This is a genomic window from Streptomyces sp. NPDC104371, from assembly GCF_055583785.1.
This window is the reverse complement of sequence record NZ_JBVJNF010000005.1, coordinates 316,347-337,473: the sequence shown is the minus strand read 5'-3', so window position 1 is coordinate 337,473 and position 21,127 is coordinate 316,347. Positions and strand designations below refer to the sequence as shown.

At 71.6% G+C, this 21,127-nt stretch carries 21 protein-coding genes; 16 read left to right on the top strand and 5 right to left on the bottom strand.

Features of this window, described 5'->3' with window-relative positions:
* Positions 1 to 58: 58 nt before the first annotated feature.
* Positions 59 to 982: a homocysteine S-methyltransferase gene (gene mmuM, locus ACZ60T_RS18535; protein WP_469666830.1), complete on the top strand. Its 924-nt coding sequence runs from the start codon at positions 59 to 61 to the stop codon at positions 980 to 982.
* A gap of 67 nt (positions 983 to 1,049) precedes the next feature.
* The gene (locus tag ACZ60T_RS18530; protein WP_469666829.1) at positions 1,050 to 1,481 is read left to right on the top strand and encodes a VOC family protein; all 432 of its coding nucleotides are present in this window, start codon (positions 1,050 to 1,052) and stop codon (positions 1,479 to 1,481) included.
* On the opposite strand, the gene ACZ60T_RS18525 is transcribed toward ACZ60T_RS18530, so the two are convergent.
* Together ACZ60T_RS18525 and ACZ60T_RS18520 are read right to left on the bottom strand one after the other, a co-directional pair.
* Positions 1,464 to 2,207: a helix-turn-helix domain-containing protein gene (locus ACZ60T_RS18525; RefSeq protein ID WP_469666828.1), complete on the bottom strand. Its 744-nt coding sequence runs from the start codon at positions 2,205 to 2,207 to the stop codon at positions 1,464 to 1,466. The two genes, ACZ60T_RS18530 and ACZ60T_RS18525, sit on opposite strands and share 18 nt — an antisense overlap.
* 7 nt (positions 2,208 to 2,214) lie before the next feature.
* Positions 2,215 to 3,390 (bottom strand): YihY/virulence factor BrkB family protein, encoded by a 1,176-nt coding sequence (locus ACZ60T_RS18520; RefSeq protein ID WP_365623391.1) that lies wholly within the window; start codon positions 3,388 to 3,390, stop codon positions 2,215 to 2,217.
* A 123-nt stretch (positions 3,391 to 3,513) separates the two neighbouring features.
* Between ACZ60T_RS18520 and ACZ60T_RS18515 the strand changes: the two genes are divergently transcribed.
* The 13 genes from ACZ60T_RS18515 to ACZ60T_RS18455 all read left to right on the top strand — a co-directional run bounded on the left by ACZ60T_RS18515 (position 3,514) and on the right by ACZ60T_RS18455 (position 16,624).
* Positions 3,514 to 5,166, top strand: coding sequence for an acyl-CoA dehydrogenase family protein (locus ACZ60T_RS18515; RefSeq protein ID WP_469666827.1), 1,653 nt, complete (start codon positions 3,514 to 3,516; stop codon positions 5,164 to 5,166).
* A gap of 241 nt (positions 5,167 to 5,407) precedes the next feature.
* Entirely contained in the window at positions 5,408 to 6,787 is a 1,380-nt protein-coding gene (locus tag ACZ60T_RS18510; RefSeq protein ID WP_365623395.1) for a hypothetical protein, read from the top strand.
* Positions 6,788 to 6,873: 86 nt separating this feature from the next.
* On the top strand, positions 6,874 to 7,443 hold the full coding sequence (locus ACZ60T_RS18505; protein WP_469666826.1) for a GNAT family N-acetyltransferase: 570 nt from the start codon (positions 6,874 to 6,876) through the stop codon (positions 7,441 to 7,443).
* Between the two features lie 106 nt (positions 7,444 to 7,549).
* Positions 7,550 to 7,633: a putative leader peptide gene (locus tag ACZ60T_RS18500; protein WP_365624005.1), complete on the top strand. Its 84-nt coding sequence runs from the start codon at positions 7,550 to 7,552 to the stop codon at positions 7,631 to 7,633.
* A gap of 127 nt (positions 7,634 to 7,760) precedes the next feature.
* Positions 7,761 to 9,452 (top strand): nitrite/sulfite reductase, encoded by a 1,692-nt coding sequence (locus tag ACZ60T_RS18495; RefSeq protein WP_469666824.1) that lies wholly within the window; start codon positions 7,761 to 7,763, stop codon positions 9,450 to 9,452.
* A complete protein-coding gene (locus ACZ60T_RS18490; RefSeq protein ID WP_365623401.1) occupies positions 9,449 to 9,628 on the top strand; it encodes a hypothetical protein in 180 nt (59 codons plus the stop codon). The genes ACZ60T_RS18495 and ACZ60T_RS18490 overlap by 4 nt, the downstream gene beginning before the upstream one ends.
* Complete coding sequence (locus ACZ60T_RS18485; protein WP_469666822.1) at positions 9,625 to 10,335, top strand: phosphoadenylyl-sulfate reductase; 711 nt, start codon at positions 9,625 to 9,627, stop codon at positions 10,333 to 10,335. Before ACZ60T_RS18490 ends, ACZ60T_RS18485 begins: the two co-directional genes overlap by 4 nt.
* 92 nt (positions 10,336 to 10,427) lie before the next feature.
* Positions 10,428 to 11,366: a sulfate adenylyltransferase subunit CysD gene (gene cysD / locus ACZ60T_RS18480; RefSeq protein ID WP_469666821.1), complete on the top strand. Its 939-nt coding sequence runs from the start codon at positions 10,428 to 10,430 to the stop codon at positions 11,364 to 11,366.
* Positions 11,367 to 11,368: 2 nt separating this feature from the next.
* Positions 11,369 to 12,712, top strand: a complete 1,344-nt coding sequence (locus ACZ60T_RS18475; RefSeq protein WP_469666820.1) for a sulfate adenylyltransferase subunit 1 — start codon at positions 11,369 to 11,371, stop codon at positions 12,710 to 12,712.
* Positions 12,713 to 12,978: 266 nt separating this feature from the next.
* Positions 12,979 to 14,094, top strand: a complete 1,116-nt coding sequence (locus tag ACZ60T_RS18470; RefSeq protein ID WP_469666819.1) for an aliphatic sulfonate ABC transporter substrate-binding protein — start codon at positions 12,979 to 12,981, stop codon at positions 14,092 to 14,094.
* Between the two features lie 27 nt (positions 14,095 to 14,121).
* Positions 14,122 to 14,940: an ABC transporter ATP-binding protein gene (locus tag ACZ60T_RS18465; RefSeq protein ID WP_469666818.1), complete on the top strand. Its 819-nt coding sequence runs from the start codon at positions 14,122 to 14,124 to the stop codon at positions 14,938 to 14,940.
* The gene (locus ACZ60T_RS18460) at positions 14,933 to 15,835 is read left to right on the top strand and encodes an ABC transporter permease (protein ID WP_469666817.1); all 903 of its coding nucleotides are present in this window, start codon (positions 14,933 to 14,935) and stop codon (positions 15,833 to 15,835) included. The genes ACZ60T_RS18465 and ACZ60T_RS18460 overlap by 8 nt, the downstream gene beginning before the upstream one ends.
* 15 nt (positions 15,836 to 15,850) lie before the next feature.
* The gene (locus tag ACZ60T_RS18455; protein ID WP_469666815.1) at positions 15,851 to 16,624 is read left to right on the top strand and encodes a sirohydrochlorin chelatase; all 774 of its coding nucleotides are present in this window, start codon (positions 15,851 to 15,853) and stop codon (positions 16,622 to 16,624) included.
* On the opposite strand, the gene ACZ60T_RS18450 is transcribed toward ACZ60T_RS18455, so the two are convergent.
* The 3 genes from ACZ60T_RS18450 to ACZ60T_RS18440 all read right to left on the bottom strand — a co-directional run bounded on the left by ACZ60T_RS18450 (position 16,587) and on the right by ACZ60T_RS18440 (position 18,514).
* On the bottom strand, positions 16,587 to 17,204 hold the full coding sequence (locus ACZ60T_RS18450) for a mycothiol-dependent nitroreductase Rv2466c family protein (protein ID WP_469666814.1): 618 nt from the start codon (positions 17,202 to 17,204) through the stop codon (positions 16,587 to 16,589). The genes ACZ60T_RS18455 and ACZ60T_RS18450 overlap by 38 nt on opposite strands.
* Before the next feature lie 55 nt (positions 17,205 to 17,259).
* Positions 17,260 to 17,868: a TIGR03086 family metal-binding protein gene (locus tag ACZ60T_RS18445; protein WP_469666813.1), complete on the bottom strand. Its 609-nt coding sequence runs from the start codon at positions 17,866 to 17,868 to the stop codon at positions 17,260 to 17,262.
* 97 nt (positions 17,869 to 17,965) lie between these two features.
* Positions 17,966 to 18,514, bottom strand: coding sequence for a DUF1697 domain-containing protein (locus ACZ60T_RS18440; protein WP_469666811.1), 549 nt, complete (start codon positions 18,512 to 18,514; stop codon positions 17,966 to 17,968).
* Positions 18,515 to 18,791: 277 nt separating this feature from the next.
* Between ACZ60T_RS18440 and ACZ60T_RS18435 the strand changes: the two genes are divergently transcribed.
* Positions 18,792 to 21,059: an MMPL family transporter gene (locus tag ACZ60T_RS18435; RefSeq protein ID WP_365623423.1), complete on the top strand. Its 2,268-nt coding sequence runs from the start codon at positions 18,792 to 18,794 to the stop codon at positions 21,057 to 21,059.
* The last annotated feature ends 68 nt before the right edge of the window (positions 21,060 to 21,127 follow it).

Sequence of the window (21,127 nt, the reverse complement as noted above, 5' to 3'; positions counted from 1 at the left end):
AGAGCGGGGCTCGGGCCTGGTGCGCGCGAGGTGTCGGCATCGGTACTAGCGTCGTCCCATGCGCGCCGTTCCCACCCTCGCCGAAGCCCTTGTCGCCGGACCGCTCGTCCTCGACGGCGGGCTGTCGAACCAGCTCGAATCGGCCGGGTACGACCTGAGCGACTCCCTGTGGTCGGCGCGGCTGCTCGCCGAGCGGCCGGGGGCGATCACCGAGGCGCACCTCGCGTACTTCACGGCGGGCGCGGACGTGGCGATCACCTCCAGCTACCAGGCGACGTTCGAAGGGTTCGCGCGGCGCGGCATCGGTCACCAACGCGCGGCCGAACTCCTCGCGCTCAGCGTGGACTTGGGCCGCGAGGCGGCGGCGCGGGCGCGGGCCGAGGGGGTCGCCCGGCCGCTGTGGGTGGCGGCGTCCGCCGGGCCCTACGGAGCGATGCTCGCCGACGGTTCCGAGTACCGGGGGCGCTACGGTCTCACGGTCGCAGAGTTGGCGGCCTTCCACCGCCCCCGGCTGGAGGTGCTGGCCGCCGCCGGGCCCGACGTGCTCGCGCTGGAGACGGTCCCGGACACGGACGAGGCCACCGCTCTGCTGCGCGTGGTCCGTGAACTCGGCTTTCCCGCCTGGCTGTCGTACACCGTCTCGGGTGACCGTACGCGCGCCGGGCAGCCGTTGGCGGCGGCGTTCTCGCTGGCCGCCGAGGTGGACGAGGTGATCGCGGTGGGCGTCAACTGCTGTGCGCCGGAAGACGTGGACGGCGCGGTCGCCACGGCCGCGCGGGTCACCGGCAAGCCGGTGGTGGCCTACCCGAACAGCGGCGAGTCCTGGGACGCCCGGACCCACGCGTGGGACGGCCGCGCCACCTTCGCCGCCGCGCGGGTCACGGGCTGGCGCGACGCCGGGGCACGGCTGATCGGCGGCTGCTGCCGGGTGGGACCGGAGACGATCGCGTCGATCGCCGCGACACTGCGGGCGACGGACTGAACCCCCGGGGCCGGTCGTGTCCGATTCCTTCAAGACCCGGTCTCCGGGCGGCTTCTACGGTGACGGCATGACTCCACGCTTCGAAGTGATCGGCCTCGTCGTCTCCGACATGGCCGCGTCCCTCGCCTTCTACCGCCGTCTCGGGCTCGTCTTCCCCGAAGATGCTGCGCGGCACCCGCATGTCGAGGCGGCGCTGCCCGGCGGGCTGCGGCTCGCCCTGGACACCGAGGAGGTCGTCCGTTCCTTCCACCCCGGATGGCGGCCGTCGACCGGCGGTGGCCGGGTCGGGCCGGCCTTCCGCTGCGACTCTCCCGCCGAGGTGGACGGGGTGTACGAGGAGCTGGTCGACGCCGGACACCATGGTGAACTCAAGCCGTGGGACGCGGTGTGGGGGATGCGGTACGCGGTCGTGCACGACCCGGACGGCAACGGCGTCGATCTGTTCGCGGACCTGCCCACGGGACAGGAGGGCGGCGCGGACCTACCCGCGGGCCAGTAGCGCGCCCAGCGGCATCCCCGTCAGCTCCTTCACGTCCCGGGCCAGATGCGCCTGGTCGGCGAAGCCCGCGCGGAACGCCGTCTCCGCGTACGGGACATCGGACCGCGCCAGGGCCAGCGCCCGCTGGAGCCGCAGTACTCGGGCCAGCGTCTTCGGTCCATAGCCGAACGCGGCGAGCGAGCGGCGGTGCAACTGCCGGGAGCCGAGGCCCAGTTCGTCGGCGGTGGCGGCGACCGAGCGGCCCGCGGTGAGCGCCGCGACCACCGCGCGGGGCAGCGGGTCCACGGCGGGCAGCTCCCGCGCCCGGTCCAGCGCGATCTCCTCCAGTGCGCTCGGGGGGTCGGTGGCCGCGTCCACGCGCCCGGTCAGCCGACGTACCCGTGCGGCAGGCCACAGATCGGCCAACTCGACGCGGCGGTCACGCAGTTCGTGGGCCGGGACGCCCAGGAAGGCCGGTGCGGCGCCGGGCGCGAAACGGATACCGGCCCAGCGCGCGGGCGGGCCCTCGGGGTGGTACGCGCGGGTGTCCGGTCCGGCGACCAGGAGGCGGCCCTCGGTCCACAGCAGGTCCATACAGCCGTCGGGCAGGACCGGCCGCCCCGCTGCGGGCACGACGGGCACGACGGTCGACGGTGTGCTGGTCCACACGACGGCACCCGCGAGCCGCGACGCCCGCTCCGCGTACCCGGCGGAAGCGTCAGCGGCGGTGTCCTCGTCGGCGGCCACGCGCGGCTCAGTCCCCCGCCGTCCCTCGCCCGTTCTGCGACGGAGCGGACGCGCTGGGGGCGCCGGGCGTACTGCGCGTCTGCATCCGCAGGCGTGACGTCACGTCCTCCGGGGGCAGGAAGCGGGACCAGCGCTCGGGGAACTCGGAGGGCATGTCCGGGTCGTCGGGGTCGACGTCGGCCGCGCGGGCGGCGGCGGCCCGCGCCGCGTACTCCGTCGCCTGTTCGTGCCGCTGCCGCTCGTTCGCCTCGCGGGCCGCCGCCGTCGCCGCGGCCGGCCACACCCGGTCGATCGCCGCGTTGACGGCCGCGCCGACGAGTACCGCGAAGGCCGACACGCCGATCCACAGCAGCACGGCGACGGGCGCGGCGAGCGAGCCGTAGATCGTCGGGCCCTCGACCGTGTGCGTCAGATAGATCCGCAGCAGGAAGCTGCCGAGGACCCACATCGCCAGCGCCACCAGCGCGCCGGGCACGTCCTCGGCCCAGCGCGACCGCGCCGGTACGGACACGTGGTACAGCGTGGTCAGGAACACGACCGACAGCAGGATGACCACCGGCCAGTACAGGACCTGGACCACGGTCGTCGACCACGGCAGGACCTTCACCATCGCGTCCGGTCCCGCCACCATCAGCGGCAGCGCCACCGAGCCGATCAGCAGCGCCACGATGAACAGGCCGAACGCGAGCAGCCGGGTCTTCACGATGCCCCGGGCGCCGTCGAGCCCGTACATCACCGTGATCGTGTCCACGAAGACGTTCACCGCCCGCGATCCGGACCACAGGGCGATCAGGAAGCCGATGGAGATGACGTCCGGCCGGCCGCCCTTCATCACGTCGTGCAGGATCGGCTGGGCGATCTCCTTGACGCCCCGGTCGGACAGGACGGTCCGCGAGGCCTCCAGCAGGTTGTTCTCCAGGCTGTGGATGGTGTCGGCGCCGGTCCAGACGTCGACGTACCCGAGCAGGCCGATCAGGCTCAGCAGCAGCGGCGGCACGGAGAGCAGGGTGAAGAACGCCGCCTCGGCGGCGAGGCCGAGGATGCGGTACTCCATGCACGAGTTCACCGTGTCCTTCAGCAACAGCCAGGTGGTCCTGCGCATGGAGACGTTCCGGTAGAGGGCGCGCGCTCGACGGAGGCGGCCGGACGTCGGCTCGGGGGTGTCACTTGCTGCTGGCTGCACGCCCTTACGGTATCGCCGCCGTGCGGCCCACCGGTCCCGGTGGCGAACGCCCCCGCACGGTGCGGTGGTCGCACCCGGGTGATGGGGGTGACCGATGGCGTACCGGGCGGTAAGTTCGCAGACATGGCAGCGCGCACGCACACCGTGACCAATCAGGCCCCGCCGCTGGTCGCCTACGACGTCTTCCGTGCCGACCGGGCCCTCACCGAGGCCGTCGAACGGCATCTCGACCCCACGCTCCTGGACGAGGCCCGCGACGAGCTGTCGGAGCTCGGGCGTGGCGCGGGCTCCGCCCAGGTGCAGGAGTGGGGGGTGGAGGCCAACGAGAACCCCCCGAAGCTGAAGACGCACGACCGCTACGGCAACCGCATCGACGAGGTGGAGTTCCATCCGTCCTGGCACCGGCTGATGGGCAAGGCCGTCGGCGCGGGGCTGACGGCGGCCTGGGCGCGGCCGGGCGGGCATGTGCGCCGCGCGGCGGCCTTCCTGGTGTGGACGCAGGTGGAGGCGGGCACCGGCTGTCCGCTGTCGATGACCCATGCCGCGGTGCCCGCCCTGCGGTCGGACCCGGCGCTCGCCGCCGAGTGGGAGCCGCGGCTGACCTCGATGGTCTACGACCGTGAGCTGCGCCCGGCGTCCCGCAAGGCCGGCGTCGTCTTCGGTATGGGCATGACGGAGAAGCAGGGCGGCAGCGACGTACGGGCGAACACCACGGTGGCCCAGCCGCTCGCCGAGGACGGGACGTACGCGCTGACGGGCCACAAGTGGTTCTGCTCGGCCCCGATGTCGGACGGGTTCCTGGTCCTCGCGCAGGCGGCTCCTTCGGCGACGGGCAACGGGGGCCTCACCTGCTTCCTCGTGCCGCGCGTGCTGGAGGACGGCACCCGCAACGTGTTCATGATCCAGCGGCTCAAGGACAAGCTCGGCAACCGCTCGAACGCTTCCGGCGAGGTCGAGTTCGACGGCACCTGGGCGCGCCGGGTGGGTGACGAGGGGCGCGGGGTGCGCACCATCATCGAGATGGTCGCGGCGACGCGGCTCGACTGCGTCCTCGGTTCGGCCTCGCTGATGCGGCAGGCCGTGGCGCAGGCGATCCACCACTGCACATACCGGGAGGCGTTCGGCGGCAGGCTCGTCGACAAGCCGCTGATGCGCAACGTCCTGGCCGACTTGGCGCTGGAGTCGGAGGCGGCGACGACGCTGGCGCTGCGGCTCGCGGCGGCGTACGACGACGGGAGCGAGCAGGAGCGGGCGCTGCTGCGGCTCGCGGTGCCGGCCGCCAAGTACTGGGTGACCAAGCGCTGTACGCCGCTGGTGACGGAGGCCTCGGAGTGCCTCGGCGGCAATGGCTATGTGGAGGAGTCCGGCATGCCCCGGCTGCTGCGCGAGTCGCCGCTCAACTCCGTCTGGGAGGGCGCGGGCAACGTCCAGTCGCTCGATGTGCTGCGGGCGCTCCAGCGTGAACCGGGCGTGCTCGACGCCTTCTTGCGGGAGGTCGGCCAGGCGCGCGGCGCCGACCACCGCCTGGACGGCGCGATCAAGGACCTGCTCACCGAACTCGCCGATCTGGAGGGCATCGAGGCGCGGGCGCGGCGGCTGACGGAGCGGATCGCACTGGTGCTCCAGGGGTCACTGCTCGTCCGTCACGCGCCGTCGGCGGTCGCCGACGCGTTCTGCGCCTCCCGCCTCGGCGGCGACTGGGGCGGGGCGTTCGGCACGCTGCCGCACACGCTGGACCTGGCCTCGGTGGTGGAGCGGGCGCGGCCGGTCTCCTGACGCTCCGTCAAGAAGGCTCTGTGACAGGGGCGCGCAGGACAGTCGCGCGCCCCTTCCCTGTTCCGCCCCTCCGGCACACATAGCGCCCATAGCACCCCTCGGTAGGGATTGCCCTCGTTTTCCCGGGTCTTCGATCGCTCCCGTATCCGGCTGTCGTAGCATCCCTCTCACAGGCCACCCCACCTGCTCCCCGGTCAACGCGCACACCACGAGGAGCAGTTGGCCCATGCCAGGAGGTTGTATGAAGCACCGTGGCAGGCATCGACGCAGGCACAGAGGCCGTGCGCTGCGGGCGGCACTGACCGGGGCCGCGCTGGCGCTCACCGGAGCCGCCACGCTGATCAGCACCTCACAGGCCGCGGGCGGGGACAACCCAGGAGGCCTGACCCGGATCACCTCCGCGCACCGGATGGCGCAGTTCCGCCTCCACGAGAACCTCACCGACCGCGGCACCCTCGACACGCTCACCCGCTCGCTCGGCGGCGGCGTCGGCGTGCACGACGTCCTCGCGTCCGCCGACCACACGCTGCGCGACCGGTCCGGCTGCGACAGCTCCGAGACGGCCGCGCTGCCCGTCAAGCCGACGGCCGCGCGCGCCTACTGCTGGGACCGCGACGACGCGACGACCACGCAGTGGATGCCCCGGTCCGTCACCACCTCCGACGGCGCGGGCACCGACGGCCGCTGGGGCCCGGACCGGGTCATCCTGTCCGGCTGGACGCACCCCCACCACCGCTCCGGCGGCCCGGACGCCGACCAGGGCCTCGCCCGGATCGCCTTCATCGACGCGAACGACCCGGCGCGCCTCGCCTACCGCTGGGTCCTGCTGGTCGTCCCGCGCGCGGGCGGCAAGGACTTCACCCCCGTCCGCACCCGCATGTCCGGCATGGTCTGGCGCCAGGACAAGCTGCTCGTCACCGCCCGCGACTCCCTGCTGGTCTTCGACCTGCGCCGCATCCTGCGGGCGAACGTCGACAGCGCCGCGGTCGGCCGCGTCGAGGGCGGCTACGCGGCCCACGGCAACCGCTATGTGCTGCCCGCGGTCGGCTCCTACCGGCTGACGCAGGGCCCCTGTTCGCGAACCGACGACCGCGCGGCCCCCTGCTTCGCCGCCCTCTCGCTCGACAGCACCACCACGCCGAGCAGCGGCAGCCTGGTCGCGGGCGAGCAGGTGACCCGTACGAACCCCAGCCGCACGGCTCGCGTGTGGCGCTACGCGTACAGCGCCGAGCCCGGCCGCGGCGGTCTGCTGGCCACGGACGAGCGCGGCGACGTCCGGGCGACCGAGGCGTACGAGACGGAGGCGTCCCGGGTCCGGGGCGTGGTCTCGTACCGGCGCACACCGGCCGCGCAGCCCGACTGGTACATCGACCGGACGCCGACGGTCGGCGGCAGGCCCGGCACGCTCTGGCGGCAGAACACCTCGGGAGCGAAGGCCGCGACCTGCGCGGCCGACGGAACCTACGCCTGCTGGGGACGGCACACCGCGTCCCTGTCGTACGCGCGCACGACGGACGAACTGTGGACGCTGACCGAGGGCGTGGCGGACACGGACGGGCAGGCCACGGGGCGGGTGCTGTACGCGGTTCCCCTGGAGTCCGTGACCGAGTCGCTGGAGTAGGGCCTGGTCGGGCACGTGCAGGCACGTTCAGGCATGGCGGCGGACGGCCATTGTCGTACCGTGTGACCGCGTGATTCCCTGACCGCATGAGCACCCTGATCGTGACCACCTGGTCGCTGGAGCAGACGTCCCCGGCCGACCTGCGACCCGCCGAGGCACCCGAGGGCGATGTCCGCGTCGTCCGCGCGCAGGAGCCGTCGCCGGAGTTCAGCCGCTTCCTGTACGCCTCGGTGGGCGGCGACATCCGCTGGACCGACCGGCTGGGCTGGACGTACGCGCGGTGGCAGGAGTACCTGGACCGGCCGGGCGTGGAGACCTGGGTCGCCTACGACCGGGGCACGCCCGCGGGGTACGTCGAGCTGGAGTCGCAGGACGACGGGGTCGTGGAGATCGTCTACTTCGGGCTGCTCCCGGCCTTCCGCGGGCGGCGCATCGGCGGGCATCTGCTGTCGTACGGGGTCGCCCGCGCCTGGGACCTCGCGGACCGGTGGCCGGGGCCGGCGGAGACGAAGCGGGTGTGGCTGCACACGTGCAGCAAGGACGGTGAGCACGCCATGGCCAACTACCAGCGGCGCGGCTTCCGGCTGTTCGACACCGCGGTCGAGGAGGAGCCGGAGGTCGCCACGCCGGGCCCCTGGCCGGGCGCCCACGCCTGACCTCCACGCGCCCTCCTGGACACCCTTGTCTCACCCTACGAGACAAGGGTGTCCGCATGTCGGATGAAGCTGGACTGCGTCCAAAGTGCCGTGCCACCCTTCCGTCATGTCTGGAGCTGGAATTGCCTTGGTGAGTCGACGGCACGTCGATCTCGGCCGCATGTCCAGCGCCATCTGTCCGGCGAGCTGAGCGCCCGAGCCAGCCCCGTTCTCCCCCCTCTCTTTCGCTCTCGCGCCCTGCCGCGCGCATCTTGACGCGCGCCCGTTTCCGCAGGTCCGAGCGGTTCCGTCTGCCTGCCTCGAAGGACGTGTTCCCCATGGCCGCCACGCCACAGAACCCTGCCGTGTCCCGCCGCAAGGTGAGTCGTCACCGTGGCGAGGGACAGTGGGCGGCGGGGCACTTCACTCCGCTCAACGCCAACGAACAGTTCAAGAAGGATGACGACGGTCTCGCAGTACGGACACGTATTGAGACGATCTACTCCCGGCGGGGCTTCGCCTCGATCGACCCCAACGACCTGCGGGGGCGCATGCGTTGGTGGGGTCTCTACACCCAGCGCAAGCCCGGGATCGACGGGGGCAAGACCGCGGTCCTGGCGCCCGAGGAGCTGGACGACGAGTACTTCATGCTGCGCGTCCGGATCGACGGCGGGCGTCTCACCACGCGGCAGTTGCGCGTCATCGGCGAGGTCTCCCAGGAGTTCGCGCGCGGCACCGCCGACATCACCGACCGGCAGAACATCCAGTTCCACTGGATCCGGATCGAGAACGTGCCCGAGATCTGGAACCGGCTGGAGGCCGTCGGGCTGTCCACCACCGAGGCCTGTGGCGACACGCCCCGCGTGATCCTCGGCTCGCCCGTCGCCGGGATCGCCGAGGACGAGATCATCGACGGCACCCCGGCCATCGAGGAGATCCACCGCAGGGTCATCGGCAACCCGGCGTACTCGAACCTGCCCCGCAAGTTCAAGGCCGCGATCTCCGGTTCGCCGTCGCTGGACGTGGCGCACGAGATCAATGACGTGGCCTTCGTCGGGGTGCGCCACCCCGAACACGGCCCCGGCTTCGATCTGTGGGTCGGCGGCGGCCTGTCCACCAACCCGAGGCTCGGACAGCGGCTCGGCGCCTGGGTGCCGCTGGACCAGGTCCCGGATGTCTTCGAGGGCGTCATCTCCCTCTTCCGCGACTACGGCTACCGGCGGCTGCGCAACCGCGCCCGCCTGAAGTTCCTGCTCGCCGACTGGGGTACCGAGCGGTTCCGCCAGGTCCTGGAGGACGAGTATCTGAAGCGCGCGCTGACCGACGGTCCGGCGCCCGAGCAGCCCGTGACGCGCTGGCGCGACCACGTCGGCGTGCACCGGCAACGGGACGGCCGCTTCTACGTCGGCTTCGCGCCGCGTGTGGGCCGTGTCGACGGCAGCACGCTGGCGAAGATCGCGGACCTCGCGGAAGCGCACGGCTCGGGCCGGGTCCGTACGACGGCCGAGCAGAAGATGATCGTGCTGGATGTGGCGGAGTCGGAGGTGGACGCGCTCGTCGAGGGCCTCGGGGCGCTGGACCTCGTCGTACGGCCCTCGCCGTTCCGGCGCGGCACCATGGCCTGCACCGGTATCGAGTTCTGCAAGCTGGCCATCGTCGAGACCAAGGCGCGCGGCTCCTCGCTGATCGACGAACTGGAGCGCCGCCTCCCGGACTTCGACGAGCCGATCACCATCAACCTCAACGGCTGCCCGAACGCCTGCGCCCGTATCCAGGTCGCCGACATCGGCCTCAAGGGTCAACTGGTCCTGGACGACGACGGTGAGCAGGTCGAGGGCTTCCAGGTGCACCTCGGCGGCGCGCTCGGCCTGGAGGCGGGCTTCGGCCGCAAGGTCCGTGGTCTGAAGGTCACTTCGCGGGACCTGCCGGACTACATCGAGCGCGTGCTCACCCGGTTCCAGGCCGAACGAGCGGACGGCGAGCGGTTCGCCGCCTGGGTCGCGCGCGCCGACGAGGAGGCGCTGTCGTGAGCGGGCGAGCGGCACCCTTCTACTGCCCTTACTGCGGCGACGAGGATCTGCGGCCCAGCGAGGAGGGGCACGGCGCTTGGGAGTGCGCGTCGTGCAACCGGGCCTTCCGGCTCGCGTTCCTCGGCCTGCTGAGCCGAGGGCTTCGGCGCACCGACAGCGGAGAGGACCAGATATGACGTACCGTCAGGAACAGCGAACATCCGTGGATCTCAAGGCAGTTGCCGAGCAGGCGGGCCGTGAGCTGGAGGACGCCTCGGCGCTGGACGTCCTCCGGTGGGCCGCCGGCACCTTCGGTACGCGCTGGTGCGTGACCTCCTCCATGGAGGAGGCGGTGGTCGCCCATCTCGCCTCCCGCGCGCTGCCCGGCGTGGACGTCGTGTTCCTTGACACCGGCTACCACTTCCCGGAGACCATCGGCACCCGCGACGCGGTCGAGGCCGTGATGGACGTCAACGTCGTCACGCTCACCCCGCGCCGGACGGTCGCCGAGCAGGACGCCGAGCACGGCCCCCGACTGCACGACCGCGACCCCGACCTGTGCTGCGCGCTGCGCAAGGTCGAGCCGCTGGAGGAGGGGCTGAAGGGCTATGACGCCTGGGTGACCGGGCTGCGCCGCGACAACTCCCCGACGCGGGCGGACACCCCGGTCGTCGCCTGGGACGCGAGGCGCGGCAAGGTCAAGATCTCGCCGATCGCCCGCTGGACGCAGGACGACGTGGACGCGTACGCCGCCGAACACGGCGTGCTCACCAACCCGTTGCTCCAGGACGGCTACCCCTCCATCGGCTGCGCCCCGTGCACCCGCAGGGTGCTGGCGGGCGAGGACCCGCGCGCCGGCCGCTGGGCGGGCCGCGCCAAGACCGAGTGCGGGCTGCACGGCTGACGATGACGGCGACTTCCGCGACCAGCGCCAACAACACGACGAGCACGACGAGCACGACCAGCGTGAACACTGCGACCACCAAGGAGACCCGGATGACGCCACCCGTCGTCACGGCGCGGGAGGGGACGGACACCCCCTACGCCCTCTCCCATCTCGATGCCCTCGAGTCCGAGGCCGTGCACATCCTCCGTGAGGTGGCGGGCGAGTTCGAGCGGCCGGTGATCCTCTTCTCCGGCGGCAAGGACTCCATCGTCATGCTGCACCTGGCGTTGAAGGCGTTCGCGCCCGCCGCGGTGCCCTTCTCGCTGCTGCATGTGGACACGGGACACAACTTCCCCGAGGTGCTGGAGTTCCGCGACCGTGTGGTGGCGGCCCATGGGCTGCGCCTCCATGTGGCCTCCGTACAGGACTACATCGACCGGGGTGTGCTGAGGGAACGTCCCGACGGCACCCGTAATCCGCTCCAGACGCTGCCGCTGACGGAGAGGATCCGGTCCGAGCGGTTCGACGCCGTCTTCGGCGGCGGGCGCCGCGACGAGGAGAAGGCCCGCGCCAAGGAGCGCGTCTTCTCCCTGCGCGACGCGTTCTCCCAGTGGGACCCGCGCCGCCAGCGCCCCGAGCTGTGGCAGCTCTACAACGGCCGCCACGCGCCCGGCGAACATGTCCGCGTCTTCCCGCTGTCCAACTGGACCGAGCTGGACGTCTGGCAGTACATCGCCCGGGAGGGCATCGAGCTTCCCGGGATCTACTTCGCCCATGAGCGGGACGTCTTCCAGCGGTCCGGCATGTGGCTGACGGCGGGCGCGTGGGGCGGCCCGGCGGAGGACGAGCGAGTCGCGCGGCGGCTGGTGCGCTACCGCACCGTCGGCGACATGTCCTGCACCGGCGCCGTCGACTCGGACGCGGTGACGCTGGACCAGGTCATCGCCGAGATCGCCGCCTCCCGGCTGACCGAGCGCGGCGCCACCCGCGCCGACGACAAGCTCTCCGAGGCCGCCATGGAGGACCGCAAGCGCGAGGGGTACTTCTAAGCATGACCACGACGACTTCGACCACGACGGCCGGCCTGTCCGCCACCACCCTCCTGCGGTTCGCCACCGCCGGTTCCGTCGACGACGGCAAGTCCACGCTCGTCGGACGGCTGCTGCACGACTCCAAGTCGGTCCTCGCCGACCAGTTGGAGGCCGTGGAGCGCGCTTCGGCGAGCCGCGGCCAGGACGGCCCCGACCTGGCGCTGCTCACCGACGGACTGCGCGCGGAGCGCGAGCAGGGCATCACCATCGACGTGGCCTACCGCTACTTCGCCACGCCCAGGCGCCGGTTCATCCTCGCCGACACGCCCGGCCATGTGCAGTACACCCGCAACATGGTCACGGGCGCCTCCACGGCCGAGCTGACGGTGATCCTGGTCGACGCGCGCCACGGCGTGGTCGAGCAGACCCGCCGCCACGCGGCGATCGCGGCCCTGCTGCGCGTGCCGCACGTCGTCCTCGCCGTCAACAAGATGGACCTCGTCGACTACCGGGAGCCCGTCTTCGCGGCGATCGCGAAGGAGTTCACGGCGTACGCGACCAAGCTGGGCGTCCCGGAGGTCACCGCGATCCCGATCTCCGCGCTGGCCGGTGACAACGTCGTGGAACCGTCCGCCACCATGGACTGGTACGGCGGCCCGACCGTCCTGGAACACCTGGAGACCGTGCCGGCCGGCCACGACTCGGCGCACGGCCACGCGCGGCTGCCCGTGCAGTACGTGATCCGCCCGCAGACCGCCGAGCACCCGGACTACCGGGGGTACGCGGGCCAGATCGCCGCCGGTACGTTCCGGGTCGGGGAGCCGGTCACGGTCCTGCCGTCCGGGCACACGACGACGATCTCCGGCATCGATCTGCTGGGCCGCCCGGTCGACGCCGCCCGGACCCCGCAGTCGGTGACGCTGCTCCTCGCGGACGACATCGACATCTCCCGCGGCGATCTGATCGTGCCGACCGAGCACGCACCCGCGACCACGCAGGACATCGAGGCGACGGTCTGCCATGTCGCCGACCAGCCGCTGACCGTCGGCCACCGGGTCCTGCTCAAGCACGGCACCCGCACCGTCAAGGCCCTCGTCCAGGACATCCCCTCCCGGCTCACCCTCGACGACCTCTCCCCGCACCCACGGCCGGGGCGGCTCACCGCCAACGACATCGGACGCGTGACACTCCGCACCGCCGAACCACTGCCCGTGGACGCCTACGCCGACTCCCGCCGCACCGGCGCGTTCATCCTGATCGACCCGGCCGACGGCACCACACTGACCGCGGGCATGGTCGGCGAGTCGTTCGCCACGCCCGAGCCGGTGACGGACCCGGCCACCGAGGACGGGTGGGACTTCTGAGATGGCCCCCACCATGACCCCGGCCCCCTCCAGGACCCCCTTCATGACTCCTGCCGACGTCTACTCCACGTTCGCGAAGGAGGGTGGCCGCGTCGGCAGCGGTGCCCTCGGCAGCGGACAGGGCGGAGTGGCGCGATGTGCGTGATGACGTACGCGCACCGCCCGCGCGCCCGCACCTCCCGCGCTTCGCGGGACCGAAGACCTGCCGATCTCCCGGCCACGACCTGAGACCCGTGACCGCCGGGCCGACGAGAGGACCACCTCCCGTGTCTGCCACCCTCCCCCCGTCCCGGCTTCGCCGCCGCCTCACCGCGCTCGTCGCCCTCCCGCTCCTCACGCTCGCCGCCTGCGGCTACGGCTCCCAGGCCAAGGACGACCCGGCCACCCAGCAGGTCGCCGCCGGGGCGAAGAAGATCGACGGGCTCGACTCCGTGAAGATCGGCTACTTCGGCAACCTGACCCATGGGACCGCGCTCGTGGGCGCGCGAAAGGGCTTCTTCCAGAAGGCACTTGGCGGCACTCAGGCCAAGTACCAGGTCTTCAACGCGGGTCCCTCCGAGATCGAGGCCCTGAACTCCGGTGCCATCGACATCGGGTGGATCGGCCCGTCCCCGGCGATCAACGGCTACACGCAGTCCGGCGGCAAGAGCCTGCGCATCGTCGGCGGTTCGGCGGCCGGGGGTGTGAAGCTGGTCGTGAACCCGAAGAAGATCAGCTCCTTGAAGGACGTCAGGGGCAAGAAGATAGCGACGCCTCAGCTCGGCAACACCCAGGACGTGGCACTCCTCAACTGGGCGACGGAGCAAGGCTGGAAGATCGACGCGCAGAGCGGCAAGGGCGACGTCTCGGTCGTCCGGACCGACAACAAGGTGACCCCGGACGCCTTCAAGTCCGGTTCCATCGACGGCGCGTGGGTGCCGGAGCCGACCGCGTCCAAGCTGGTCGCCGAGGGCGGCAAGGTCCTGCTGGACGAGTCGACGCTGTGGCCGGACCACACGTTCGTGATCACGAACATCATCGTGTCCCAGAGCTTCCTCAAGGAGCACCCGAAGGCCGTCGAGGCCGTGCTGAAGGCCTCGGTCGACACCAACAAGTGGATCAAGGCCCATCCGGACGCGGCGAAGAAGGCGGCGAACGACCGACTCGCCGTGGACTCCGGCAAGGCGCTCCCCGCGAACGTCCTCGACCCGGCGTGGAAGTCCATCCAGTTCACCGACGACCCGCTGGCCTCGACCCTGGACGCCCAGGCGCGGCACGCGGTCAAGGCCGGCCTGCTGAAGAACCCGAGGCTGGACGGCATCTACGACCTCACCCTTCTCGACAAGGTGCTCAAGGCCGCGGGCGGGAGTCCGGCCGACGACGCCGGTCTCGGCGTCAAGTAGCCGCCGTACGCGATGCGTTCCCAGGAGATGACGACCATGGCCACGACGTACGCCAAAGCCGAGAAGACCACCGAAGCCGCCGCGGCTGCCGGGGCCACCGAGACGGTCCCGTACGCGGCTCGCCTTCGGCATGTCTCGAAGTCCTTCGCGGGGCCGGGCGGGGAGCAGCTCGTCCTGGACGACATCGATCTCGATGTCGCGCCGGGCGAGTTCGTCACCCTCCTGGGCGCCTCGGGCTGCGGCAAGTCCACGCTGCTGAACCTGGTGGCGGGGCTCGACCGGCCCAGCGCGGGGTCCCTCACGACGGACGGCCGCCCGGCCCTGATGTTCCAGGAACACGCCCTGTTCCCCTGGCTGACGGCAGGCAAGAACATCGAACTCGCCTTGCGGCTCAGGGGAGTTCCCGCGTCCGAGCGGCGCGGGCGGGTGGAGGAGCTGCTCGAACTCGTACGGCTGCGAGGGGCGTACGGCAAGCGGGTGCACGAACTGTCGGGTGGCATGCGGCAGCGCGTCGCCATGGCACGGGCGCTCGCGCAGGACAGCCGACTGCTGCTGATGGACGAGCCGTTCGCCGCGCTCGACGCCATCACCCGCGACACCCTGCACGACGAACTCACCCGGATCTGGCAGGAGACGGGTCTTTCGGTGCTGTTCGTCACGCACAACGTGCGCGAGGCGGTACGGCTCGCGCAGCGCGTGGTGCTGCTGTCCTCCCGACCGGGCCGGGTGGCCCGTGAGTGGACAGTCGACATCCCCCAGCCACGCCGTATCGAGGACGCGCCGGTGGCCGAACTGTCCCTGGAGATCACCGAAGTACTGCGGGGGGAGATCCGCCGTCATGGCTGACATCGACACGACGACAGCGACGAGGCCGACCCAGGGCGCCGAACAGGGCAGTGTCGAGGCGGGACTTGACGCTCTGGAGGCCCTGGCCACGAACCGTCCGCCGCTGCGGCAGACCGTCGTCCACAAGATCCTGCCGCCGCTGATCGCCGTCGCCCTGGTCCTGGTGGTCTGGCAGGCCCTGATCTCCCTGAAGATCGTCGACGACCCGGCGAAGCTGCCGTCGCCCGCCGACGTGGGGCGCGAGTTCGAGAACGCCTGGCTCGAGGGCAGGCTGCTCGGCTACATCTGGACCAGTGTCTCGCGCGGCCTGCTCGGCTTCCTGCTCGCGCTCGCCATCGGCACCCCGCTCGGACTGCTGGTGGCCCGCGTGAAGTTCGTGCGCGCGGCCGTCAAGCCGGTCCTGTCCGGTCTTCAGTCACTGCCGTCGGTGGCGTGGGTGCCGCCCGCCGTGATCTGGCTCGGCCTGGACAACTCGATGATGTACGCGGTGATCCTGCTCGGCGCGGTCCCCTCGATCGCGGGCGGCCTGGTCTCCGGTATCGACCAGGTGCCCCCGCTGTTCCTGCGGGCGGGCCGCACGATGGGTGCGACGGGGCTGCGGGGCGCCTGGCACATCGTCCTGCCCGCCGCGCTGCCGGGCTATCTGGCGGGCCTGAAGCAGGGGTGGGCGTTCTCCTGGCGCTCGCTGATGGCGGCGGAGATCATCGCCTCCTCGCCGGACCTCGGTATCGGCCTGGGCGCACTGCTGGAGAACGGCCGCAACGCCAGCTCGATGGCCATGGTCTTCGAGGCCATCCTTCTCATCCTGTTCGTCGGAGTCGCCGTCGACCTGCTGGTGTTCAGCCCGCTGGAGCGGCGTGTGCTGCGTAGTCGCGGCCTGCTGGTGAAGGGCTGAAGTCCCGTGCGTCCTATGCCGGTTCTCCTGGTCGTCGCCCACGGCAGCCGCGACGCGCGGCACGCGGCGACCGTGCACGCCCTGGTGCGGCGGGTACGGTCGCTGCGGCCGGGACTGCGCGTGGAGACGGGCTTCCTCGACTTCAACGCACCTTCCGTCACTGGGGTGTTGAAGTCGCTGGCGGCGGAAGGCGTACGGGATGTCGTCGCCGCGCCGCTGCTGCTGACCCGCGCCTTCCATGCCAAGGCGGACATCCCGGCGGTGCTGCGGGACGCCCCGCCGTCGCTGCGGGTCCGGCAGGCCGACGTGCTCGGCCCGTCTCCGCTGCTGCTCCAGGCGCTGGAACGGCGCCTGTACGAGGCGGGGTTGACGCCCGCCGACAAGCCCTCGACCGGGGTCGTCCTGGCCTCGGCGGGCTCCTCCGACCCGGAGGCGATCGCAGTGATCGCTGACATCGCGCGGGAGTGGCGGCACACCGGTTGGTGCGCCGTGCGGCCTGCGTTCGCCTCCGCCGCCCTTCCGCGCACCGAGGACGCGGTACGCGAACTGCGCGCCCTGGGCTGCGCCCGCGTGGCCGTGGCCCCGTACGTCCTGGCGCCCGGCCTGCTGCCGGACCGCATCGCACGGGGCGCGGCACACGCGGACATCCGCGCCGAAGTCCTGGGCCCGGCACCGGAGATGGCGCGGGTGGTCCTTGAGCGCTACGACGCGGCGCGGGCCCCGCTGCCCGCCCGCGCTCCCTCGTGTCGCCTCAGTCGAAGCGCAGCGATCCCGTCCTTGTCCTCTTGAGCTCGAAGAAGTCGGGGTGCGCGGCCAACACCCGGAAGCTGTCGAAGAGTTCGGCCGCGGCCGCGCCTCTCGGGATGGCCCGCAGCACGGGACCGAACCACGCGGTTCCGTCGACATGGAGGGTGGGCGTGCCCACATAGCCGCCCGAGTCCGGCTCGGCGCCCGCGTCATGGCTGCGGCGGACGGCGTCGTCGTAGGCGGGGTCGTGCGCGGCGGCGGCGAGGTCGGCCGGCAGCCCGAGTTCGGCGAGGGACTCGGCAATCACCGCGTCGAAGTCCTCTTCCTCGCGCTCGTGTATCCGGGTCCCGAACGCGGTGTACAGATCCCGCAGCACCTTCTCGCCGTGGTGCTCGGCGGCGGCGACGGCGACCCGGACCGGGCCGATCGACTTGTCGACCAACGTGCGGTACCAGTCCGGCAGTTCGTTGCCGAGGTTGTGCAGATACAGGCTCATCACATGGAAGCGGAGGTCGAGCGGGCGTTCCCGCTCGACCTCCAGCAGCCAGCGGGAGGTGATCCAGGCGAAGGGGCAGGCGGGGTCGAAGTAGGCGTCGACGCGCACGGCAGGAGTAGTCGGCATGCCGTCGACGCTAGCCGCCGACCGGCCCGGGGCCGTGGGCCAATCGACGCCCGTTTCAGTGATCCACTTCTCCGGCCCGGCCCTGTCGCGGATTGCGCCCGCTGGCCGCCAACGCCCGCGCGAAGACAGGGGTGTCGGCGGGGACGGGCACCGGGGCGGCGAAGCCGTCGTACTGGCGGTAGAGGTCGCCGTGGGTCTCGACGACGTCCAGGATCAGCCGGGCCGCCGCCTCGGAGACGCGGTACTCCTGGCCGGTGGCCACGGCCACGTCCCAGCCGTGGACCGCCAACTCCTTGACGAGCATCGGCGCCAGCTCGGCCGCGGGCGTCTTCGCCATGCCCAGGTCGATCTCGCCCTCCCACACGGCGGGGTCGTCCCAGGCGGCGACGGCGCGGTCGAGCTGGTCGGCGTACGCCTGCGCCCAGTCCGGGTCCGCGGTGAAGTCGCGGGCGGTCAGCTCCTCGGGGAGCGTCATGCGCCGGGCGCGGTGCTCCAGGCCGTGGGAGGTGTAGAGGACCCAGTGGTTCACCAGCGCACGGACATCCCATCCGGGGCAGTGGGTGGGGTCGGACAACCGCTCCGCCGTGACACCGCGGGCCACGCGGGCCGCCTCGGCGGCGCATTCGATCAGGAAGGGATGCACGTTCTTGTAGGCGTCGTTCATGCCTCCACGCTAGGGAGGGACGACGGGGGTCTCTTGAACAAACGCGACAGGACCGGGAGTTGGGCTCCGGGGACGATGTGCTCACGCGGCGGTGCGCTCAAGGAGCCGTCAGCTCCGCCAGTTTGACGACCGTGTTCCAGTTGCGGGTCGTGGCGATCAGCCCCTTGGTCCGCCGGGGCCTGGCCAGTTGCTCGGCCAGCCTGGAGCGGCCGAGTCCGTCGGGCGCGTAGAGGTAGAGCGCGCGTTCGCCGAGCCGGAAGTCCTCGGGCAGATACGCGGCCGGGTCGATCTCCGCGTACCGCTCGGTGTCCACGGGGGCCGAGAAGTACGTGACGTGCAGTTGCCGTCCCTCCAGTTCGTCCGCCGGGAACGGGCAGGCGTCCCGTACCGCCGTCAGATACGCGTGATCGCGTACGAGGACGTCGACGGCGAAGCCGAGCTGCTCCTCGATCGCGCGGCTCACCTCCAGCGCCAGGCTCTCCTCGTCACCGTGGGCCGCCGTGAAGACCGCGTTGCCGCTCTGGAGATACGTGGTCACCCCGGTGTGTCCGAGCCCGGTCAGCAGCGTGCGCAACCGTGCCATCGGGAGCTTCCGGTGGCCGCCCACGTTGATCCCGCGCAGCAGCGCCGCGTACGTCGTCGTCATCCGTTCACCCTAGAACGACCGTCAGCGATCTGGGGGTTGACCTGTTGGCGCGGCTCGGGGGACGGCGGCCGGACCCTGATACCGACCCCCGACAACCCTGAGTAGATGTAAGGGACGGGTCCTCCCGGATGGGTAGACCGGCGCGGTCCGCCGGGAGGAGCCGGGGCGCTCACGATTCACCGACCAGTACGACGAGTCGCGCTTATACCGCCCCTACCTTCGTATCGAACGGTGACGGCAGGAAGTCGTCGCCCGCGGACGAGGGGGCAGACCCGGCATGGGGAGTGGAGACAAGCGGGTGCGGGGGATCGCCGCGCGGGCGGGTGGCTGGAGCGCCCGGCATCGCTGGGCCGCCGTCGGTATCTGGGTGGTGTTCGTGGTCCTGGCGATGGCCGTCGGCTCGGCGGCGGGCCGGGTCGATGTCAACAACGCCGACCAGCTCAAGGGGGAGACGCGCACCGCCGCCACGATCATCGAGGACGCCGGGATCAAGCGGCCGGCGAGCGAGATGGTGCTGATCCAGGCGGAGGACGGGCACACCACGGCCACGGACGAGCGGTTCCGCGCCGCCGTCACCGAGGTCGTACGGACCGTCGAGGGCACCGGCCGGGTGACCGGCGTGACCTCGCCGTACGACACCAGGACCATCTCGAAGGACGGGCGCAGCGCCCTCGTGCAGTTCGAGATGCGCGGTGACTCGGACACCGCGGGCGACCGGGTCGAGCCGGTGCTGAAGGCCGTCGCCGACGTCGAGAAGAAGCACGCGGGGCTGCGGATCGAGGAGATCGGCGGCGCCAGCATGCAGAAGACGTTCTCCGACGCGTTCGGCGACGACTTCAAGAAGGCCGAGTACTCCGCGGTGCCGGTGGCGCTCGGCATCCTGCTGATCGCGTTCGGGGCGCTGGTCGCGGCGCTGCTGCCGGTGGCGCTCGCCCTCACCGCGATCATCGCGACGATGGGTCTGATGGGCATCGTCAGCCATCTCCAGCCGATGGACGACACCGCCAACTCCGTGATGCTGCTGGTGGGTCTGGCCGTCGGTGTCGACTACTGCCTCTTCTATCTGCGCCGCGAGCGTGAGGAGCGGGCCGCCGGGCACGACCCGGCCACCGCGCTGCGGATCGCCGCCGCGACCAGCGGACGCGCCGTCATCGTCTCCGGTGTCACGGTGTGCGTCGCGATGGCGGGCATGCTGTTCACCGGGCTCGCCACCTTCGAGGCGATGGGTCTGGCCTCGCTGATGGTCGTGGCGGTCGCCATGGTCGGTTCGGTGACCGTGCTGCCCGCGCTGCTGTCGCTGCTCGGCGAGCGGGTCGAGAAGGGCCGCATCCCGTTCCTGCACCCGGACAAGCGGCGGGCGCGCAACGCCCGTCGGGGCCGCGCCGCGGTGGAGGGCAGCCGTACGTGGCGTGCCGTGCTGAAGGTCGTCCTCGCCAAGCCCGCCCTCTCGCTGGTGGTCGCGGCCGGTGCGCTGCTGGCGATCGCGTCGCCCGCGCTCGGCATGAAGACCGAGAACCTCACACTGGACCAGGAGTTCGGCGACCGGCTGCCCATCGTGGCCACCTACAACCGCGTCAACGACGCCTTCCCGGGCGGCTCCGAACCGGCCCAGGTCGTCGTCAAGGCGAAGGACATCAACGCCCCGGAGATGAAGGACGCGCTCGCCGCGTTCCGTGCCCAGGCGGTCAGTTCGGGGGCGTCGCGCGGCCCGGTCACCGTGAAGCTGCACGACGCGCAGAACATCGCCCTGGTGTCCGTCCCGCTGGTCGGCGGCTCCGACCAGGACAAGGCGGGCAAGAGCCTGGAGTTGCTGCGGGACACGGTGCGGCCGAACACGCTCGGCAAGGTCGAGGGCGTCCAGGCGCCGATCACCGGAGAGGTCGCGGGGTCGCACGACTTCAACGACCAGCTCGTCGGATCGGTGGTCCCGGTCTTCGCGTTCGTCGTCGTCTTCGCCTTCCTGCTGATGCTCCTGTCGTTCCGCTCGCTGACGGTGGCGATCACCTCGATCGCGTTGAACCTGCTGTCGGTCGGTGCCGCGTACGGCATCCTGGTCGCGGTCTTCCAGCACGGCTGGGGCGCGTCTTTGGTGGGCGCCGAGGGCGTGGGCGCGATCGTCACCTGGCTGCCGCTGTTCCTCTTCGTCATCCTGTTCGGACTCTCGATGGACTACCACGTGTTCGTGGTCTCCCGGATCCGTGAGGCGCGGCTGCGGGGCCGTACGACCAAGGAGGCGATCACCCACGGTGTGGTGACCACGGCGGGTGTCGTGACCAGCGCCGCGGTGATCATGGTCGCCGTCTTCGCGATCTTCGGCACGCTGTCCATGCAGTCCATGAAGCAGATGGGCGTGGGCCTCGCCGCCGCCGTCCTGATCGACGCGACGGTCATCCGGGGCGTCCTGCTCCCGGCGGTGATGTCACTGCTCGGCGAGCGCAACTGGTATCTGCCGAAGTGGCTGCACCGGCTGCCGGACCTCACCCACGACGAGTCGCCCACGGTGCCGCCGCGGCAGGCGCCGGAGGGCGAGCGGGTCGGGGTCTGACCTTCCGCCGATACTGACGGCGACGGCCGGGGCACTCGCCCCGGCCGTCGCTGTCCTGTGGGGACCCA

Bases quoted from the DNA above. Each gene is read 5' to 3' on its own strand.
- mmuM (WP_469666830.1), top strand. From the start codon at position 59: ATGCGCGCCGTTCCCACCCTCGCCGAAGCCCTTGTCGCCGGACCGCTC.
- ACZ60T_RS18530 (WP_469666829.1), top strand. From the start codon at position 1,050: ATGACTCCACGCTTCGAAGTGATCGGCCTCGTCGTCTCCGACATGGCC.
- ACZ60T_RS18515 (WP_469666827.1), top strand. From the start codon at position 3,514: ATGGCAGCGCGCACGCACACCGTGACCAATCAGGCCCCGCCGCTGGTC.
- ACZ60T_RS18510 (WP_365623395.1), top strand. From the start codon at position 5,408: ATGAAGCACCGTGGCAGGCATCGACGCAGGCACAGAGGCCGTGCGCTG.
- ACZ60T_RS18505 (WP_469666826.1), top strand. From the start codon at position 6,874: ATGAGCACCCTGATCGTGACCACCTGGTCGCTGGAGCAGACGTCCCCG.
- ACZ60T_RS18500 (WP_365624005.1), top strand. From the start codon at position 7,550: ATGTCTGGAGCTGGAATTGCCTTGGTGAGTCGACGGCACGTCGATCTC.
- ACZ60T_RS18495 (WP_469666824.1), top strand. From the start codon at position 7,761: ATGGCCGCCACGCCACAGAACCCTGCCGTGTCCCGCCGCAAGGTGAGT.
- ACZ60T_RS18485 (WP_469666822.1), top strand. From the start codon at position 9,625: ATGACGTACCGTCAGGAACAGCGAACATCCGTGGATCTCAAGGCAGTT.
- cysD (WP_469666821.1), top strand. From the start codon at position 10,428: ATGACGCCACCCGTCGTCACGGCGCGGGAGGGGACGGACACCCCCTAC.
- ACZ60T_RS18475 (WP_469666820.1), top strand. From the start codon at position 11,369: ATGACCACGACGACTTCGACCACGACGGCCGGCCTGTCCGCCACCACC.
- ACZ60T_RS18465 (WP_469666818.1), top strand. From the start codon at position 14,122: ATGACGACCATGGCCACGACGTACGCCAAAGCCGAGAAGACCACCGAA.
- ACZ60T_RS18460 (WP_469666817.1), top strand. From the start codon at position 14,933: ATGGCTGACATCGACACGACGACAGCGACGAGGCCGACCCAGGGCGCC.
- ACZ60T_RS18455 (WP_469666815.1), top strand. From the start codon at position 15,851: ATGCCGGTTCTCCTGGTCGTCGCCCACGGCAGCCGCGACGCGCGGCAC.
- ACZ60T_RS18450 (WP_469666814.1), bottom strand. From the start codon at position 17,204: ATGCCGACTACTCCTGCCGTGCGCGTCGACGCCTACTTCGACCCCGCC.
- ACZ60T_RS18445 (WP_469666813.1), bottom strand. From the start codon at position 17,868: ATGAACGACGCCTACAAGAACGTGCATCCCTTCCTGATCGAATGCGCC.
- ACZ60T_RS18440 (WP_469666811.1), bottom strand. From the start codon at position 18,514: ATGACGACGACGTACGCGGCGCTGCTGCGCGGGATCAACGTGGGCGGC.
- ACZ60T_RS18435 (WP_365623423.1), top strand. From the start codon at position 18,792: ATGGGGAGTGGAGACAAGCGGGTGCGGGGGATCGCCGCGCGGGCGGGT.